Genomic DNA, 18955 nt, shown 5'->3' with positions numbered 1-18955 from the left:
CACCAATGACAACTAGAGCGCAGAGCTTACTCTCTTCTGAACGCAGGCCGCTATAGATGCCATATCAGATTATTTTCAGATTGCAAACAAATTTTCAAGTTAAATATAAAAATTAATTCACTAAAAACATTATCAGGAATTTCTAATTTTAAATTCTGCGCAATACTGAATTGCACCCAATGCTGTCGAATTCAAAAATTTGGAGGATTCTATGCCATACACATATCAATATGGTGGCCCATCTGGGAAAGAGCATAAACTTGACGTAGCTGACGATCTGGTTGTGATAAGAACTCAGAAACATAAATCGCTAAAAGATTCAGTTCATGGCGCCCAAAGTCAGAAAATTATGAAAAAATTCACACCTGTAATAAGTTATGACGATGCAGACGTTACTGTCCTGAAGTGCCGTGACGAAAAAAAGAATCTACTTTCGCTTCGTGATGCTGCCAGAAAAGCATTAAAAAAGGAGCCAGATGTTCGGTTCGCCGGTCGTGTATTAAGAGAAGAAGGTAATGGTAGTCCAATCCTCTATACAGAAAATCTATTTATTAAGTTTAGAGATGACATAGATGAAAAAAAATGTGAATCTATTATAGCTGAGTGTCAGTTGACAGTTAAAGAACGCGTTACTTATGCTAATAATAGCTATTTTGTTCAGGCAAAAGAGGGGATTGGTCTAAAAATTTTTGAGTTATCGAAAGACTTACTTAATAAGCCAGAAGTGGAATTGTGCCATCCTGAATTAATTAAGAAAATGGGACGTAGGCAGATAGGTATTAATCAGTGGCATCTTGCGCCAACTAAAATCAATGGTGTTGTAATTGATGCCCATATAAATTTAATGGACGCCTGGAAAGATACAAAAGGTGAGGGAGTTGTAATCGCTATTATTGACGATGGTGTTGATGTAGATCATGAAGAATTTTCAAGTACTGATAAGATTGTTTCTCCATGGGATGCAACGTTGCGTACCAACGATCCTAGACCTAAAGCTGGTGACAATCATGGGACTCCCTGTGCTGGAGTCGCTTGTGCAGATGGGAATTCTGGTGCATCAGGCGTGGCCCCAAAGGCCAAGTTAATGCCGATTAGATTTGTATCAAGCCTTGGTTCTTTAGCTGAAGCAAATGCTTTCGCTTGGGCAGCTGACCATGGTGCAGACGTGATTTCATGTAGTTGGGGGCCAGAAGATGGTAATTGGTGGGATCCAAACGACCCAAAACATCAACTTCAACAAGGATTACCCGATAGCACTCGGCTTGCGCTTGATTACGCAATTAATAGCGGTCGCGAAGGTAAGGGTTGTGTGATTATTTGGGCAGCAGGTAACGGCTATGAAAATATAGAAAATGATGGTTATGCTAGTTATGAAAAAGTGATTGCAGTAGCTGCCTGCAACGATAGAGGTAAACACAGTGTTTACAGTGACTATGGAGAATCTGTATGGTGTGCATTTCCTAGCAATGACAGCGCTTGGCCTCCTTATGACCACCCTGACCCCCTGACCCCCGGAATTTGGACCACTGACAATAGTGGGGGAAGTGGCTATAATCCCGGAAAGCAAAAAACCACCGATTTACCACCAGGAGATACCCTTGGTAATTATACTGGAAGCTTTGGAGGGACTTCTAGTTCTTGTCCTGGGGTTGCAGGAATTGCAGCACTGATTTTATCAGTTAACCCAGACCTTAATTGGCAGCAAGTTAAAATGCTAATCCGGCAATCTTGCGAACGTATTGATGAAAACAATGGTGATTATAACGAGCAAGGCCATAGCCCACTTTATGGCTTTGGAAGGCCTGATAGTGGTCAGGCTGTAAAGTTAGCCATAGCCGCAGTCAAATAAACAAAAGTATTTTATACTTGACCTGATATTCATATGTTCTCTGTCAGGTCAAGATAAATTTATAAGGCCTCCCCTTATTTTATAAAATTGTTTAACTGATTTAAGTGTAAACTACTAATAATTTATAACAAGCCTAACTGCTTGTTATTAGAGTAAGTATCAAACTATATTGATTTAATTATAATTTATGAGCGGATGTATAACTTCATTTACAGAAAATTTTCAACCCTCTGGATTTGATTTTTTGTCAAGCTGTGTTTTTTTTAAATCGATATCACACGGTGTAGATTTTCCTAATATATAGCCAGCAATAGTGCCCAGCAAGCCTATAACAGGGGCTATTTGATCTTCAGAGTATCCAGCAACAATTAAGTAAATTGCAGAAATAACGATCAATATCGTTCCACATGCGCGAAGAACATCTCCGGGGTTTTTTCCCTTATTAATTAAACATGCCATAATTAATACAAAAATTACGCCAAAAGCCAAGATACTAATGCTTGAATAAAAGCTTAAAGCATGTACCGGCGTAATATTTTGAGTCATGTCTGTTACATTCATGGACTCCTCATGCCTTGCGTTAGAAAGATCATCTTCAATACTTGCTTCTAGCGCATTAATATCATCTTCACTCATTCTTTTGCTCTTTCAATTTACTCTTTAAATTCCTTGTGAGTTCTTTATATTTTTTAATAGCATCCTCATAACTCTTAATCCTTTTTTCGAGAGATTCAATTTTTCGGTTTAGTTCATTTACTTTTTGTAAAGCTTTCTCTAGGTTATCCTGTGCTATAATTGCATCTCTTCTGATTGCAATATTGGCTTCTTCATTATTTACTATTCCCGAGATTTCTTTATGAGCTTTCTCTAAATACTGTGAACTTGAATGACTATCTATTTGCACCTCAGAATGTACACAGGTTGAAATAGCAAGGATGACTATTGTAATTAAATATTTTTTGATGCTTAGTGGCATATAGTTAAACCTATCTGCTTAGAATTACCATATTTGTTATTGGCTGAATATAAATTATAGTTGAAAAATTGCTTCTAATTAGTCAATAAGAATGTTTAATACTAATGTAATCGATGTCTTGGATGTAGACGGCTTGCAATGGGCAACTTGAGTTTCAAGCGCTTTTAATCGAATTTTGAAGTTATTTAGGCAATGTCGTAATCAGGCTCTTTGAGCGTCACTAAGATACACAAATATATCAATGTAAGGGTTTTCGCTACAAAGTTCAGTAAGCCGATCCCAGTCCCCCACTTGATTTTTTTGAAAATATCCTTCTTGACCTCCATCCGTAAAACAAGGGAAGATTCCGTCAATACTCCCGAGTACTCTCCCAGATGGTAACAATTTACTGGTTAAGTATCTATCGCATTTAAGATTAACTGAATCTATGTCCTTTTTTACTCTTTACAATTAGTCAACTTTTTTATGCTAATGTAGAAGTGATGCTATAGATATCTGCTCTCAATTTGAATTGATACGAGGGGCATGTCTGAATTAGATGAAAGAGTCGGAAGGAACTACAGTGACTAGTCGCCGTCTGATTTTATTTTTCGATGGAACCTGGAACACACCTGATAATGCAGGCCAGGTTACGAATGTAGTCAAATTACTCCGTGCTATACCAAGTGTGGGCGGCGACATATCCCAGATCACTTTTTACGACAAAGGTGTCGGCACGGGTGGTTTCAGCGACAGGATTATTGGAGGTGTTTCCGGCAAGGGACTTGATGAAAACGTTATTGATGGATATCGCTTTCTCAGTAACAACTATGTAAATGGTGATGAAATCTATATCTTTGGGTTCTCACGGGGTGCGTATACCGCGAGAAGCCTTGCTGGGTTCATTGGTTTGGTAGGCTTGATACAACCAAAGCATCTTGGTCGCAAGCTTATAGAGGTCATCACTATCATGCGCCAAAATATTAAGAAGGAATACAAACAGGCTGCCATTGATAGAATCGACCTTCAATCAATTAAGAAAGTCCCTATCGAATGCGTTGGTGTTTGGGACACTGTCGGTGCCCTAGGTATTCCCGGTGATTTGGGCAGGCGTCTCTACAGGAAGCCATATTCATTCTCTGATGTCAAGATCGGATCGAATATAAAGGTTTCCCTCCACGCTGTTGCAATTGATGAGAAACGCAGCGCATTTGCGCCAACGTTATGGGCATCCCAAAATGGTGCTCCACCGCACGAAAATCAAATTGTCGAGCAGGTTTGGATGCCTGGGGTCCATTCAAATATCGGTGGGTCCTATCCAGATAGTAGACTTTCGGACATCGCGCTCAGCTGGATGGTAGCTCGTGTCACTAAGTATACAGACCTCATTCTTGATAAAAAATGCCTCCCAAACCCAGATAGCTTTGAATCCAACATCGCAGGAACTGGTTACGAGAGTCGATCTATATTGTATCTGACCTCTAGGCTTTATCCCTATCAACGCCTGATGAATCAGACAGTACCGAATAGTAGAGGTATCGGTGAGTGGTTTCGACGCAAATTCGAGAGCACTGACCGACGCAACTTACTGCCTGCGGGTCTTAAAATAATATCTGAGATGCTCCACATATCTGCACTTAAGCGCTGGAAGCTGCCAGAGGTGAGGCACGATGTAGTCTATCAAAATAGTAGTCTGCAGCCGTATAGGCCGGTGACACTGGAAGCGGTAATTCGAGAACGCAACTTACCTGTCGTAGATATGTATGGTGAATTAATCCCGCCCGAAAAAGTACCTTGGCCAGAGATATGATCTACGCCCTAGGTATCGAAAAATTGGTGAGCAAGCGGCTAGACCAATGATAAGTTGGATTAGTTCAGACCAAATCTGATCCAGGGGCCACTCTTTGCCGATTTGGAAAAGGATGACATCTCAGTAGAACGAATGAGAAAGGCTGGAGTCGGTATAGCTTCTACGAATCAAATAACGGCAGAACTCGCAATCGACTGGGCCAATGAAACCGGGCGATCTATGCAGCCAATTATGTATGAAGAGGTATTGAAGCATTTAGTTGAAGGTTAGCCTAACTTTTCGTCGGGCTGACCGGAAGTGTAATTTATAAAACTCCCCCATTCTTGCTTCTTACCAGGGAGAAAAACCTTCACACTATCCATCACCGAGTACATACTATTTTGGGAAGAGCAAGGAGCTTGGTTACAGGCATGGAGAAGATTTCTGGAGCTGTTGGATCAACAGTCTTTGCTTAACTGGGAGGAGGTCTTTTCTGATGGCAGCTTTGCACCAGCAAAAAAAGGGGCTTCGAAATCGAGAAAACCAAGCGGGGCAAGGGTTCAAAGTGGATGGTCGATGGCAAAGGTATTCCACTGGGAGGCACCATTACTTCGGCCTCACCAGCAGAAGTAAAGTTATTACACCCATTGCTTGGTGTTACGTATAAAGATACAAAGATTCATCGCTTAGTTTATGATAAAGCGGCGGACTCTGATCCTCTTCGAGACAGTCTGTTGAGCCGTGGAATCGACCTTATCTGTCCACACAGGATAAATAGAAAAAAGCCTCAAGGCAGGATGGTAGAAAGCTCAGAAGGTATACTCGCCGTTAGAAACTTGAGCGGACTTTTACGTGCCTTGGAAATTACCGCCGTTGGTTGTTAGATGGGAGCGATATTTGTCTACTTATCGTGCTTTTTTCTATATTGCATGCATGTTAATTACGTTAAAGAAGTTATGAAACAGCTTCTAGTACATGCAACACTTGGAAGTATCAAGCGTATTTGACTGCTACTAGGGTAGGGCATACTTTGAGTAACAGATTTAGATACATTGGATGTCTCTAAACGTAAGTGGTACGCAAACCACATACTTTAATGAAAATGTGGCTCATGTACCGCTTACGAAAAAGATACCCCCATACTATGCTCTCCTTGCGTTGATAGATTTTATTTACATATATAATTGGCGGCTTCGTTAAGTAGTATAATTTTTAGAGTTAAGCTGTTGTAAATGTATCGCCTGAAACACATTGCTAATTTTTATGTCCCATTTGATATTCTCACTTTCTCAGCATGAAACACTACATTCCAAGGTCTTCAATTAGTAGGCGGAAGTTCAGCGTGGGGTCTCCACATGTAGACAACGGAATCTTTCGTCTCTTTCCATCTCTAAGTAGTTCGACAGCAATACTTACCTCTCCACGAAGCTCATCCTGTGTTACAAGAAAATCAAAGCTTACGAGCCCCTTTTCCGAACACGCCCTACATTCGGCAGGAGTCGTTGGTTGAAAAAATCCTTTTTTACAAATAGTTTTACCGTCTACAAGTAGGGAAACTGAAAAGGAACCAGGAATTTTCAATCTATCCAAATTTTTTATGCGAACCGACACTCTCTTTGTTTTCTCAACGCTTAACATATGCGTTGCGAATATATTCCCTAGCAATGGGATACGTTCAATTATTTCAGGTTGCGTTGGGTGCTCATATCCAACTCCTAGCGCGTGTGAATCAATGCTTTCATCTGCCTGCCAAAAGTCATTCGTGGCCCCTTTCTTAAAAGGTGATAGGTTTGCGGTAATTGGGTTGGTGAGCCAATCACCGTCATCCGGGAGGCGAGTGCGAAAAGATTCAGATGAGGTAGCATCATGCTGTTGCTGCCACTGCCACCATAATCTATCCCAATTGCAATGGAAGAACCAAAATATAGGATCGAATGCCGCAACGTTCTGGTCCTCCATGGTAGTTCCACATGCTAGATGCCCACTATCGTGAGCTCGGATAATTCCGCTCGTAGAGCGGCTTGCTGAATCCCAGCCGTTGAACTTTTCCCACCATGCACTTCCAAGAGCTTCAAAGATGTCTTCACTAACTGTGAAATCATCCAGGCTCTTTAAAATTTCCACTCGAGAAAGTCGTTCAGTCGGCTTCCCAGCTTCCGCACGAACCTGATTTCTAAGGTCTGTGAGAGTTTCTGGATATATAAATTTATCAAATGGTGGCTCAAATAAAGCTTCTGGAATTTCTCTCTCTTGAATATCCCAGTACGGCATTGTTACATCTTCACAGCCTTCAATACTTCTAAGAGCATCTTCAAATTTCAGCAGGTATATTCGGTGCCAAGGGTTATATCCATTTTCATGGTGCCGGCAATAAGCATTCGGCTTAGGAAGCCAGTGAATTCCGGCTAATTGGTAATAACTTTGTGGGTCATTTGGGCTTTTCGAGAGAATCCCTTGGAATGCCTTTTTGAATTTAAATAGTTCTTTTTCGCTTAATTTAGATATATTGCGTCTAACGCGTAATCCTTGGGGGGGGAGAGGCATTGACGTACCAGGCTTGTCAGTTCCTCTTGGGCATTCGTTTACGATCCAATTTTCAAAAGTTTTGACGCGTTCATCAGACCATCGCGGGCGGCCCTTTGGCATGAATCCATTCTTCGTTGTGATATAAATCTTGGTGGCCGATCGACGTACTCCGACATATGTAGTGAGATCGATGAGTCCACCCATGCATTTTTTGTCTTCAGGAGTAAAAAAATGACGGATATGCTCAATATAGGTCGGCTTCTCTATTATTATATCTTCAGTCATGTTGACTTCCTGCTTATTAAATGTTGAAGATGAAGTCTAGTTTTATCTAACCGTTATTGAATCTAAATTTTATAAATACCTAACAGTTTACTAAAAAACTTCCACTCTATAGGTCTTTCGACGCTTAAACTTTGAGGCCAAACGATGACGATATTTTTTTCTATTTATGTCAGTTGAATAGATAGATTTATACACACTAATACAAGCTCGAGAATGTAGTTGTTACTGTAGTCGAAATCAAATTATCCGTACCAATTACAGCTCAATTTTGTCGACAATCAACGGGTTTATGGCTTTTTTGCTGAATTATAGGGACAACATAGAGTGAAAAATACGTAGTTGAAAGATTGCCTTCCTTTCAAGATGTTGTGTGTGAATGTAGCCAGGCAGACAGCATGGCATTATTTACTTCCAGCGAGCCGAGTAGGGCGAAATCCCCGCAATGGGACGTTTCGTCGTCACCACCCTCACACGGCCACATTAAGCAGAAATATCCGCCGCGCGGTGGCTTCTGCGGGTATTAAAAAATCTGCCAAGTAGCATAATTTTCGTCATAGTTTTGCAGCGTATATTTTGGCGCAGGGCTGTGATTTGAGGACCTCTCGGGTGCTTCTGGGGTACTATGATTTTACAACGATTGAGATACGCATATGATTAGCCGCGGCGGTATAGAGGCATGGAGCCCGGTGGATGGGTTTATTAGATATCTGATTCGTGAGTTGGGTGTTAGCGTACAATTATTGACAGAACTCCAAGGGCCGCCGTTCGCCCCGCCTGAAGAGAAGTCCAGGTGCATAAAACCAATTTCGTCCTCTATTTGAGTGGCGGACGAATTGCGTGAATTACCTTCCTTACCCTCAAGGCATGCAATCCTTCTTGGATGGGCTTCAGAGCTACCTGTCTTAGTTAAATTAAAAGAGCTTCCAGAACATAACAGGCCGCACTCCGATGATCCAGATTACTGGAACGTATGGGTCGGAGCAGTTGAACGAGACGTAAATGAATTGGGAGCCTGTTGTTAAAGACTGGCAAAAAGGTGACGAGGACGAATAAAAACCATATTGTTTGGAGGAAGCACTTACAACTGCCATTATGGCTCGATCCTGTTTAAAGCGTCAGAAATAAGCTCTTCGGGAGGCTCCTCGTAGATTAAAGTAGTCGACGGATTCACATGACCGGCTATCTTCTGCGCAATCTTGACTGATTTCTTCTGTTTATGGATGACATTAGTTATCTGCGAACGTCGGCCGCTATGTGAACTGGCTTTCTCAATACCAGCCCAATCACGAAGCATCAGAGCCATATGTTCTTGCAATGTGCTGGGAGAGTAAGGGCCACCTTTTTGAGTAATGAAAAGAGGGGAGGAGGGCTTCAACTTTTCCCCTTTATCAAGCCGAAGCTGTACATAGTCGATCAGTGCATCTCTGAGATGCTGGTCAACCATGGGTAAGTCCCGCGACTTACCTTTGTGTTGTTTAATCGGAGGGTAAAAGTTCTTTGGGTTAATTTCTGCACCTAACCTGGCTAACGCTTCAATCTGCTTAACCATTTGGTCAAACGCCTGAGAGCATCAAAGCTTATAGTTTTGCGTTGGTATTGGGTTAATGACATTTTAACGGATTATGGCAGGGTATCTAGCTAAAAAGCCAGATCTATAAGTGGCTATTCGAACGAAAGCCATAAGTGTAACTAGCTTGTAGTTGCTTTTTTGATCAGCTTCATCCACGTGAAGTTACCAGTGCATTTCATAGGTAGATTCACTTATAAACCTATTAGCACGATGCTTTTTCGGTTCACTTGTCCAAAGGTTTTTCAGAGTTGCGTGAGTAATTTGGTCTTAGGAAAAGGCTATGATGTGCTCCAATGTTTGTATGCGAAAACACCTGGAACCCTGGAACCCTGGAACCTTAGAACCTTAGAACCTTAGAACCTTAGAACACAGTGGACATCCAAGTAAAGTACTTAATCAGTATTCATACAAAGCCCTTATTAATCAATAAGTTATCATAATTTTGGCCAACTAAAGTACTTAATTGCACAATTATTTATCATTGCGGAATCAAAATTTCACTTTCCCAACTAAAGTACTTAATTGAACGACCAGTTTTAGGCCTTGGATAACGTCTTCAATTCCGCCTTATCTTTCCTGGGTCACTAACATATTGAATAACCTAGATTTTAAAAGAAGGGACGGGCGTAACTTCATGTTAGATAGAGGGCCAAATCAGCAAAATGATAGCCAATTCCAACCCAGCTCAATATTAGAGACCGATAGTTCTAACGCTTTCGAATTGATTATATTAAGTATTTTTCTATAAGATTTTTAAGGGGCCGCCATGGATATCGGTTATTTGATAAAGTCTAGGCAGATTTTTCACGAAGCTTTTTTAACTTTTTGATATATTCTTTTACTTCAATGGCACGGATGGTTGCTAAGTGGCCGGTCGTCCAAAGTATCTGCGATAATTGAGGATATTAGTAAAAATTTTGCCTTGAGATGACGAGTTATACTTTGCTCGTATATTTGTCATAAAGAAATATAAATGGCTTTTGGTTATATTTAATTCGTTTTCTATCGCTTTAATGCAATAAAAAGAAGCGATCTTGAACTAATCAATGTATTAGAAGATAGCCCCGCTGACGATTAAACCCAGTGGACTTTTCAAGATTTTTATTCGAGGATGAATGGCGGGTGACAAAGATATCTTTTAGGGGCGGATGTATTTGCCAAGCCAGCATGCCTGACGAGTTTAATCTACTTGAAATGGAAAGCCTATATTCCGGGTATGGAGTATCGCCGATCTATATCCCCCAATTCGGGGTTGTAACTTGAAGTCACAAGGAAAATCAATGGGATTCTATGATTTACAACCCTCTTTAATATTGTGCAATATTCCCTTCAATTTCGTCAAACAGCCTAAGATCTCCCAACAATCAATCTGGTACCAGCCAACCCATATGATAGTTGGGGTGGTATAAATACAGTGGGGTTTATTAATGATCTCATTTACATAAAATGCAGTCATATGTTACCGCAGGATAGTAAACATGGTTTTCGGAAATGGCGGTTAAATAAATTGGATATCTGTGTTATTTCTTAATTAACACACAGGTAAACCACCGCCTCTGGCGGTGAGACTTGACAAGGCTCAGCCGTTCCGGCGTGCAGAGTAAAAATATGGCCTCCATGAACCGGCAAGTTCTATAAGGAGGCCATATGCGAGATTGGCAATGCCAAGCTCACGTGAAACATTATTGCAGGTACCACGTGGTATTTGTGCCCAAGTATCGAAAGAAAGCGTTATTTGGGACATTGAGGCGGGAGATTGGAGCAATATTCCGAGACTTATGTCGTCAAAAGGGCATTGAGTTAGTCGAGGGGTACGCAATGAGGGATCACATTCATATGCTGTTAATGATTCCTCCGAAGTTTAGTGTTTCCAATACGATTGGGTTTCTGAAAGGGAAATCTGCGATCCAGATATTTCGGAAGTACAAGCATGTACAGAGAAATTTCACAGGAAGACACTTTTGGGCTCGGGGTTACTGCGTGAGTACAGTGGGGCTTGATGAGCAGATGATTCGAGAGTACATCAAGAATCAAGAGGTCGAAGGCAAGAGCAGATTCAACTAGCGGGGTTGTAACTAGCCTCCTCTGGGGGCTTTCACCATACCACCCGCTATGCGGGTGGTTGCTGATTGTCGCTCTAGTTTGTTCTAATTTCAAAAATTAGTGTCTTTATTGATTGCTAAAATTCTTAATTAAATACTGACTTACCCTTTTGATGGCCTAAATAGTAGAGGGCACCATGATAAAGTCGATCAAGGATAATACTATCCATGGTAAGCGAATCAGGTCGATTTTAAATGACAGTTAATCCAGCCGATATGTTATTTTTCCACATCTTAGAACTTCGGATCTAGTTATATTCCGCTCCCTCCCATAAAAAAAGCAATAATCAGGGAGAAAAGGCCAAGCGAGGTAAATTGAATGGCGGCTTTCCTGAACTTAGGTACAGCAAAAGCGACCACCAATCCACTGATCAAACTAAACACCAGGCTTGTCCCCAACATAATTGCAGACAGCCAAAATATCGGCCCTGCATGCCCCTTGTGAATTAACAAAAACTGATGCCAAAGGTCGTGTTCTTTAATGTGGAGAGTAGCACTCTGCGGGTCTTTGCTTGGCTCCAGGTAAACCTCCCGTTTGTACCCATACCAACCGATATATTCATCTTCAAGGTAAAAATCCGGGGGCAGGGTGATTTGTTTTGGCTCGATAAGAGAGGAAACAACGCTGAGGGTTTCTGCCTCGCTTTTAGGTAATCCTTCAGGCAATGAGAGAGTATATTCGTATTCTTCTTCAGCTCCGCCTTTTATATCGAAAAGATAAAGTACACCAGTGGCAATGTACAATATTGCAATCGGTAAAAAAAAGCAGGAAAAATAGGTGTGGAGCTTAATCCACAATAAACGGTATCTGGATTTCATAGGCAACAAAGGTCGCAATGCAAGTGCATTGCGACCTGATAGTAAATAAAACAAATAAAGGAATTTAGAAGCGGTAGTCTACTGAAAGTCGGATGTCCCGGCCTGCCTCATAAATTCCAGCTACCATATCGTAGCCGGAAATATGGCCATAATCGGCTACGCTGGAGTGATCCCTGTAGTGTTCATTGAACAGGTTTTGGACCGCTAAATTAACATTCAGACTGTCATCTGCCAGGGGTTCCCAATGCAAGTAAACATCGAATACTTCATAACCGGGCTTATCGACTTCTGCGACACCATCGGCCCAACCTACCTCGGTAGAGCGACGTAATACCTTAATATTATTTAAATCTTGTACTATGGTAAGGTTCCAGCCCAATTCTAACTTAGATGAAAAAGCGTAATTGGCAGCGAAGTTCCAGGTGTCGCCGCGAGCATTTGCCACGCCGTTGTGTTCATACCCTTCTACAGTCTCTCCATCCAACTCAGAATCATTGTGGCTGAAAGCCGCACTGATAGTTAACTGATCCCACACATATGAGGCGCTGAGCTCAAACCCTTCAGTTACCAGTTCACCAACATTTTCATAGTAAATACCTGGCCCGGCTTGATCGAAAATTATGTCGTCGATAGTGCTGCGGTAGATTGCCGCTTTTAGATCAAGGCCGTCCAAGCTATATTCTAAGCCTAGCTCGGTGTTGTCTACGGTTTCAGCATCTAGGTCAGGGGCAATTGTTGACGCATCTAGGGTAAATCCATCTCCTACTTCCTTGCCACGCATAGCGGTTGCATGGCCCGCAGTAAAGGTAAGTGCATCGGTAAGTGAGTAACTCATGCCAATATTGGGACTGAAACCCTGGCTATCTGTCTCATCATCATGAGTCACGCGTTCCAGTTCGTATTCATCGTAACGCAGCCCAAAACTCAGCAACAGCGCGTCCGTAGCCTGCCAATGGTCCTGGATATAGGCCCCAAGAACCTGGCCTTCTTCAATGTAGGAAATCCCGCCTAAGAAGGAACGACCTTCCACTTCATCCTCACGGGCTTCGATGCCGTAGGTGAGGCTATGCTGGCCGATACTACTGGTATTACGTAAATCAAATCCGGTGGTTTCTACTGAGGCAATGTAGTCATAAAGCTCTCGCCATGCCTCTGATTGTGTGTGGTAAACAGTCGTCTCCAGATTGAATAGTTCATTAGGAGAGAACTGGTGGTTGATGACAGAGGTTTGCCGTTCGGTTTCCATTGGGTAGAGAGTAGCTCCCTGAAGAGCAGGCCAGTTAGGATGCTTACCAAACTCACCTGTCTCTTCCCTTTGTTCAAAGCTGACACTCAGCTTTTGATTTTCAGATAATTCTCCACTCAATTTTATAAAGGCAAGATCTTGGTCGGAAGTTGAGCCATAGATAGTATCGCCATCGCCATCTTTCATATTGTCGCGATTAACGGTGACAAAAGACCCGAGTAGACCCCAGTTGTCAGTAATCTTTCCATATACCGAAGCGCTGGCTTTGTCACCATCGTTACTAAAGTAAGCGCCTTTCACCATTGCGCCAAACTGCTCACCTTCATCAAGTAGGTCATCTACATCCTTGGTCTTAAAGCGGATTGCGCCTCCGATGGCACCAGCCCCGCTGGTAGCTTCACCGGCTCCAGCTTGCACTTCAACCCTCTCTAACAACTCAGGCTCTATTGATACCCGACCAATATGGTGGAAGAGGGTGCTGGTTTGCGGTGCACCATCAACGGTCACATTAAGAAGTGTGTCCTCCATGCCACGGACATAGATTTTTTGAGCAATAGCCAATGACCCACCAACAGATACGGAAGGCACTTGGCGGAAGATATCGCTAAGATCATTTGCCTGCTGCTTATCGAGCTCTTCTGGCGTGATCTCGGTATCACTTGCCACACCGACAACTACTACGGTTTCCATTGGGTTTTCAGCAGTACCCTCTTGATTCTGCACTTCCTGTGCCTGGCTGATGCCAGAGGCCAGCGCACTGGATACCATCAAGGGGAGTAACGCGTATTTATTGTGAGAAATGTTGCGGGCCATTGGCTGTCCTTCACAGAGTCACTTATTTGCAAATGCGAATTATTACCATTGCTTTTTGCGAAGTACAGCAGTGTTGCATTTGTTACATTTAGCGTTAGGCTATTCTAGAGCCCTGGCCTATGCGGGCTCCAAGCACATCGGTGGTTGAGCCGGAAGTATGATCCTCATACACAAGCCCCCGGCAGGGCGGTTGGAGGCCACCACTGTAGCGCCCACACTGTTTAGTTGGCGCCGCGCCAGGGCTAGACCAAGGCCAAAATTCTTGGATTTCGATGTACGCGACTGATCCACCCGGAAAAAGGGTTTAAAAATGCTGTCCAATAATGCTTCTGGCACTCCGGGCCCAGAATCTTCAACATCAATAACAAAGTTTCCATCCCGGTTTCTCTCAAGAAGGACGTGGACGGTCTGCCCCTCCGGGGTATAGCGCATTGCGTTGCGCAGTATATTTTCCAGGGCCTGGCCAACCGCTTGGTGATTGGATTGTTTTATTTCCGCAGAGTCTGGCAAGTAGGTACAGATAGTGCGATCGGGGAATTCAAACCGGGCATCCTCAACAATCACATCGATAAGATCTACCAGATCTAGATTTTCAATGCCTGCGGAAGGCTGCTCGTTGTCCAGCCAGGCAAGGGTAAGCGTATCTTCCACCAAGCGCCGTATATGGGAGGACTCCCGTTGAATGCGCTGGATATTTTTGTTATCTGAATGTGAAGTGCTGGCACTTTCGATAGCAATATCCAAACGAGTGAGAGGGGTTCTCAGTTCATGGGAGAGATCAGCAATCAACAGGCGTTGATTGACAATTTGCTCACCAATACGAGCGGCCATCTGATCAAAGGTTTTTGCCAGTTGGGAAATCTCATCGTCGCGATTGCCCAGTTGGCGATGTACACGTACATCGAAGTTACCGCGGCTGAACTCCCGAGTTGCCTGCTCCAGTTTGCGCAGTGGGTTCATAATGTGGCGGTAGAGCAATAGAGAGACTAAGGCCAAAATCCCCATGGGGAGGAGTATTTGAAGCACCAGCCGGGTAGTTTGCCAATAGCTGCCGGGGCGCATTCTATCGGGAAGGAGTATCAACAGGCTCGTTTGCTTAGTTACAAAAGGGATTTCCATCACCGGATTATCTTCAAAATACAGGTGAACCTTCCATTCAACATCGCGGCCCAGGTTGTATCCGATATAGCGATGCTCGTTACCCCTCTCACCAGCGATATGTGTCACTTCATACTGCGTAACGGTGGCCCAGGTATTCTCCTGTTTCTGCAATGCTTTTAGCCACCGATCTAACTTCGAATTATCGCCAGAGAGAAAAAGTGCTTCGGCCTCCTGACCCCACTGCTTCAACTCCTCCCGATGAGATGGCTCAAGCAGGCTCATCTGCTCCTCAGTACGGATGGTCAGGGAGTTGATCGTGTAAAAGAGGGCGACTATACCTGCGGTAATTAGGAGGCAAAGCTTCCAAAGGAGTTTGCGGCTCATTTTAGACAATACCCCTTGCCGTGTACTGTCTGCAGCCGGTCTCCACGCCAACCTGCACAGGCCAACTTACGTCTGATCCGACTTAAATGCATATCCAAGCTGCGATCATAAGCACCTAAAGTGCGGTTGAGAACCTGTTGAGAAAGGTATGCTTTACTCAGGACCTCCCCCCGATGCACCGCCAGCTCCCACAGCAGCTTGAACTGGATAGCAGTGAATTCAATCGCCAATTCCCCGGCAAAAGCTTGCTGAGCATTTAGGTTGAGATGGAGGTTATCGATTTCCATATGGTTGAGAGTTTCTGCCTGCACAGGCTGGCTCCGGCGCAATAAGGCCTCAATCCTTAATAGCAGTTCAGTCTTATTAAATGGTTTAGCCACATAGTCATCCGCCCCTTGGCGCAGTCCAGTGATCCTTTCCTCCTCGGCCCCCATAGCCGTTAGGATTATGACCGGCACTTGGTTTGTCTTGCGTAATATTTTAAGCAAGGAAATACCGTCCATTTCTGGAAGCATCAAATCGAGCAAAATTAACTGATGTTGTTCCTTCGCAGCTTGCAACAGTGCGCTATTGCCGTCATAGCAGGCATTCACCCGATACCCCGCGCTCTGGATCATTTCACTGAGTTGATTATTGAGCTCACGATCGTCTTCAACGATCAGGATATTGAATTGTGCAGGCGGTTTTTGGCTCATTGTGACATCGGCTGAAAATAAACTCTTTGAACGCCAAATTACCACAATGGGCAATGTCTAAATACAACTACCCGCTCAATGATCTCATCCTCTTGGTTAGAGATACCCCTTAAAGCTTTTCAGTCCTCTCGTGGCTGACTTTGGAATTGGGGAGTGAAGAGTTTTCAGCCACTTTTGCAAAGTGGCTGTGATTTTTAAGCTTTTGCTCGATTTCACTGATATATATGAGTTGATTATGTAGATAGGTACTCGGCCAGGCATTTCTCGTAGATCAAAGTCCTTAAGAACCATAAGCTCTTTTCAATATTCTGGGAATATTGCATGCAGTCTTACTGAGCAATAGGAATAGGGCGGGGCCTTAGGTTTCACTTCGCTGTCCGGTTGCAATCTACCGGTGTTTTAAAGTCAATTGAATGGATTCAAACCTTAGGATAGAATCCGAAGATAATTGATAATCATTACCATTTGCATTTTAGCGCTCAATCTGGTTAGAGGATCTGTTAGAGCGTTAAAACAATCTTAACAACGATGAATTTCTAACTTTTGGTAAATCATGAGCACAATGTTCAAGCGATCCGCGATTTTCAGTGCTATCGCCGCACTGATGTCTACACAAGTACTCGCAGAAGACTCCTCCGACAAGAATAGCCAGATTGAGGAAATCACTGTAACTGGTCAGAAGATCGAACGCTCTCTCCAGGATACAAAGGAGAGTGTTGCTATCTTTACAGGTACCACTATCGAACAGCGCAACTTAGTTACCATCTCAGATATTTACCAACAAACAGCGGGCGTTTCCGGTGATCAGTTCGGTTTCCGTGTTCGCGGTATCAGCAGTGGTACAACCGGTACCGCTCGCTCCGAATTGGCCAGTATTTATGTAGACGGTGTTGGCTTGTCTGGCTGGGTAAAAAATGAAGGCCCCAGCCAACTATGGGATGTGGATCAGGTTGAAGTATTGCGCGGGCCTCAATCCACCAACCTTGGACGAAACGCCCTGGCTGGTGCTCTAGTGGTCAATACAGCCGACCCGATTTACGCAAACGAAGCAAAAGTTCGCGCTGGAGCGGGCAATTATGGTAGCTATGAAGCCAAAGGGGTCGCCAATATTAATCTGGTCGACGGTGTTTCCGCGATTCGTATAGCGGTTGAGGAAAGCTACACCGATGGTTACGTGGATAATATTACCCATGATGAAGACGATTATGGCCGCGATGACAACAAATCCTATCGTTTAAAGTGGCTTCTGGAACCCTCCGACGATCTCCGCGTAATGTTCTCTCTGCAGCACCTGAACAATGAATATGGGGATTCCCGTATCCTGATGCCTGCCGCCGGTTACTCCGTTAAGGACCGTATATCTACCAACGACACTGATGGTAGATATGCACTCGATGCGAATCTGGCTTCATTGACCCTGGACTACCAAATCAATGACAGCTGGTCGTTCCGCTCCATTACCGCCGGTCAAGATGGTGAGAGAGTGAGAACTTCCGACTACGACCGCAGCGCGGCTGACGTGGAGAATGGCGGGGGAGTTATACTGCGTTATGCTGAAGATACAAATATTTCCCAAGAGTTTCGCGTTAATTACGAAAGCGATACCTTGCGCGGTAGTGCCGGCATCTATTACAGCCAGACGGACGCTTATAACACAAATGACACTCAGCTAGCACTAGACCTTGAGTCGATACTCAACGAAAGTTTGGGTGGTGGTTTCGGCACTTATTTAGTGGGCATTGGCTTATATCCTGCGAGTTATGATCTGCTCACCGGCGGCTATAACGATGTTGAAACTACTAACGTAGCGATATTTTCTGAATGGGAGATGGATCTTAGCCAAGATTGGGTTCTTAGTGCAGGCCTGCGTTATGACCGCGAAGAGCAGAAGTTGGACCTTCAAAATCTCGGTTCATCCAGCACTGATTTACCCCAAGCTATTACAGGTGATCCGAATCTGGACCCAGTCATTGAATTGATCAATGCCTCCCTGGTAGCACTATCCAGCAGTGACCCCCTGCAATCTGCAGAAACTGACTTCGAGGCGCTGCTACCTCATATCGGTGTGACTTACCGATTTAATGATGATGTATCCACCAGCTTCTTTATCAAAGAGGGTTATCGCTCTGGTGGTACAGAAATAACAATTGCTGGGGAGCAGAATCCCTACGACCCGGAATACCTTCTTAATTACGAATTCGCCCTTCGCGCATTGGTGTTGGATGGTCAAGGAACACTGAATGCTAACTTGTATTACGGTGATTGGACCGATCAACAAGTGAGCATTCCAGACCCGGATTTCGCAAGCAGTGGCTCCGCCTATTACATTATTGAGAATGCTGGGGAATCTGAAATCTACGGCATCGAAGTTGCTATTGATTACACAGTTAACGAAGCGCTAGCTCTTTACGCGACTGCAGCTCTCAGTAAAACTGAATACAAAGAATTTTCCTTGAACGGTGTATCTCTCGCAGGCAATGAATTCAAATATGCTCCTGAACATACTGCAAGTATTGGAGCAAATTACTTGATAGGTAACGGATTCTTCGTGAATGCCAATGTTACATACCAGGGTGAATCCTATGCGGATGACAGCAACGCTATTGAGTTAGATAGCTTTTACCTGGCAAACTTCACCGCTGGCTACGAACAGGGCGGTTTCAAGACCGAAGTTTTTGTGAACAACCTGTTTGACGAAACATACGCAACCGATGAGTTTGGCTATGGCGACTGGGTGGGAGGTCGTGCTGGTGCACCGCGCACTTTCGGCGCCCGCGCAACAATGACTTTCTAATGAAAGATAATTTGACAGAAACGAAGC

Annotated in this window: 14 protein-coding genes; 6 read left to right on the top strand and 8 right to left on the bottom strand. The window is 43.7% G+C overall.

The window, feature by feature from the left end:
• Nucleotides 1-211 precede the first annotated feature (211 nt).
• Nucleotides 212-1849, top strand: a complete 1638-nt coding sequence (locus ACCI49_RS15660) for a S8 family peptidase (RefSeq protein WP_371840016.1) — start codon at nt 212-214, stop codon at nt 1847-1849.
• Between the two features lie 222 nt (nt 1850-2071).
• Here ACCI49_RS15660 and ACCI49_RS15655 read toward each other — a convergent pair whose 3' ends face one another.
• Together ACCI49_RS15655 and ACCI49_RS15650 are read right to left on the bottom strand one after the other, a co-directional pair.
• Nucleotides 2072-2485, bottom strand: coding sequence for a hypothetical protein (locus ACCI49_RS15655; protein ID WP_371840015.1), 414 nt, complete (start codon nt 2483-2485; stop codon nt 2072-2074).
• Complete coding sequence (locus tag ACCI49_RS15650) at nt 2478-2825, bottom strand: hypothetical protein (RefSeq protein ID WP_371840014.1); 348 nt, start codon at nt 2823-2825, stop codon at nt 2478-2480. The genes ACCI49_RS15655 and ACCI49_RS15650 overlap by 8 nt, the downstream gene beginning before the upstream one ends.
• 562 nt (nt 2826-3387) lie before the next feature.
• On the opposite strand from ACCI49_RS15650, the gene ACCI49_RS15645 reads away from it, so the two are divergent.
• From ACCI49_RS15645 to ACCI49_RS15635, 3 genes are all read left to right on the top strand, one after another.
• Nucleotides 3388-4614, top strand: a complete 1227-nt coding sequence (locus ACCI49_RS15645; protein WP_371840013.1) for a T6SS phospholipase effector Tle1-like catalytic domain-containing protein — start codon at nt 3388-3390, stop codon at nt 4612-4614.
• Nucleotides 4615-4746: 132 nt separating this feature from the next.
• Complete coding sequence (locus ACCI49_RS15640) at nt 4747-4884, top strand: hypothetical protein (protein WP_371840012.1); 138 nt, start codon at nt 4747-4749, stop codon at nt 4882-4884.
• A 278-nt stretch (nt 4885-5162) separates the two neighbouring features.
• Nucleotides 5163-5477: a hypothetical protein gene (locus tag ACCI49_RS15635; protein ID WP_371840011.1), complete on the top strand. Its 315-nt coding sequence runs from the start codon at nt 5163-5165 to the stop codon at nt 5475-5477.
• Between the two features lie 418 nt (nt 5478-5895).
• Here ACCI49_RS15635 and ACCI49_RS15630 read toward each other — a convergent pair whose 3' ends face one another.
• Both ACCI49_RS15630 and ACCI49_RS15625 read right to left on the bottom strand, forming a co-directional pair.
• On the bottom strand, nt 5896-7404 hold the full coding sequence (locus ACCI49_RS15630; RefSeq protein WP_371840010.1) for a tyrosinase family protein: 1509 nt from the start codon (nt 7402-7404) through the stop codon (nt 5896-5898).
• Between the two features lie 1090 nt (nt 7405-8494).
• Nucleotides 8495-8953: a tyrosine-type recombinase/integrase gene (locus ACCI49_RS15625; protein ID WP_371840009.1), complete on the bottom strand. Its 459-nt coding sequence runs from the start codon at nt 8951-8953 to the stop codon at nt 8495-8497.
• 1668 nt (nt 8954-10621) lie between these two features.
• Here ACCI49_RS15625 and tnpA point away from each other — a divergent pair.
• Nucleotides 10622-11038 (top strand): IS200/IS605 family transposase, encoded by a 417-nt coding sequence (gene tnpA, locus ACCI49_RS15620; RefSeq protein ID WP_371840008.1) that lies wholly within the window; start codon nt 10622-10624, stop codon nt 11036-11038.
• A gap of 290 nt (nt 11039-11328) precedes the next feature.
• On the opposite strand, the gene ACCI49_RS15615 is transcribed toward tnpA, so the two are convergent.
• The 4 genes from ACCI49_RS15615 to ACCI49_RS15600 all read right to left on the bottom strand — a co-directional run bounded on the left by ACCI49_RS15615 (nt 11329) and on the right by ACCI49_RS15600 (nt 16134).
• Entirely contained in the window at nt 11329-11874 is a 546-nt protein-coding gene (locus ACCI49_RS15615) for a hypothetical protein (protein WP_371840007.1), read from the bottom strand.
• Between the two features lie 85 nt (nt 11875-11959).
• Nucleotides 11960-13954, bottom strand: a complete 1995-nt coding sequence (locus tag ACCI49_RS15610; RefSeq protein ID WP_371840006.1) for a TonB-dependent receptor — start codon at nt 13952-13954, stop codon at nt 11960-11962.
• Nucleotides 13955-14071: 117 nt separating this feature from the next.
• Nucleotides 14072-15439, bottom strand: coding sequence for a histidine kinase sensor domain-containing protein (locus ACCI49_RS15605; RefSeq protein WP_371840005.1), 1368 nt, complete (start codon nt 15437-15439; stop codon nt 14072-14074).
• The gene (locus tag ACCI49_RS15600) at nt 15436-16134 is read right to left on the bottom strand and encodes a response regulator transcription factor (RefSeq protein WP_020412749.1); all 699 of its coding nucleotides are present in this window, start codon (nt 16132-16134) and stop codon (nt 15436-15438) included. The genes ACCI49_RS15605 and ACCI49_RS15600 overlap by 4 nt, the downstream gene beginning before the upstream one ends.
• 553 nt (nt 16135-16687) lie before the next feature.
• Between ACCI49_RS15600 and ACCI49_RS15595 the strand changes: the two genes are divergently transcribed.
• Entirely contained in the window at nt 16688-18928 is a 2241-nt protein-coding gene (locus tag ACCI49_RS15595; RefSeq protein ID WP_371840004.1) for a TonB-dependent receptor, read from the top strand.
• Nucleotides 18929-18955 lie beyond the last annotated feature (27 nt).

It is taken from the genome of Microbulbifer epialgicus, from assembly GCF_041447265.1.
Classification (GTDB): Bacteria; Pseudomonadota; Gammaproteobacteria; order Pseudomonadales; family Cellvibrionaceae; genus Microbulbifer; species Microbulbifer epialgicus.
Note: the sequence above shows the minus strand (reverse complement) of the source record. Positions and strands in the feature narration are given on the sequence as shown.